Below are 333 nucleotides of genomic sequence, written 5' to 3'. Positions count from 1 at the left end.
AACGCGTCGTGGAGCGCCTGAACGGCCAGTTCCATGTATTTGCGGTCGATGAGGACCGAGACCTTGATCTCGGAGGTGGTGATCACCTTGATATTGATGTTCTCGTCGCGCAGGGCCTGGAACATGCGGGCGGCCACACCGGCGTGGCTGCGCATGCCGATGCCGACGATCGAGACCTTGGCGACATTGGTGTCGGAGATCAGATCGTGGAAGTTGATCTCGCCCCGCTCTTTCGCGGCATTCATCGCCGCCTCTGCCCGCGCCACCTGGTTGGTGGGGCAGGAGAAGGTCATGTCGGTGCGGCCCTCTTCCGAGATGTTCTGCACGATCATG

The 333-nt window shown here is 61.3% G+C and carries 1 protein-coding gene; it reads right to left on the bottom strand.

What is annotated here, in order from left to right; all coding sequences use genetic code 11:
• Window positions 1-333 (bottom strand): ACT domain-containing protein (locus EP237_RS22970; RefSeq protein ID WP_127563118.1); only part of this gene is annotated, 333 nt, incomplete at both ends.

The sequence above is a fragment of the Nioella ostreopsis genome (genome assembly GCF_004000255.1).
GTDB lineage: Bacteria > Pseudomonadota > Alphaproteobacteria > Rhodobacterales > Rhodobacteraceae > Nioella > Nioella ostreopsis.
The sequence above is the reverse complement of the archived record's forward strand: the minus strand, read 5'-3'. Positions and strand labels throughout refer to the sequence as shown.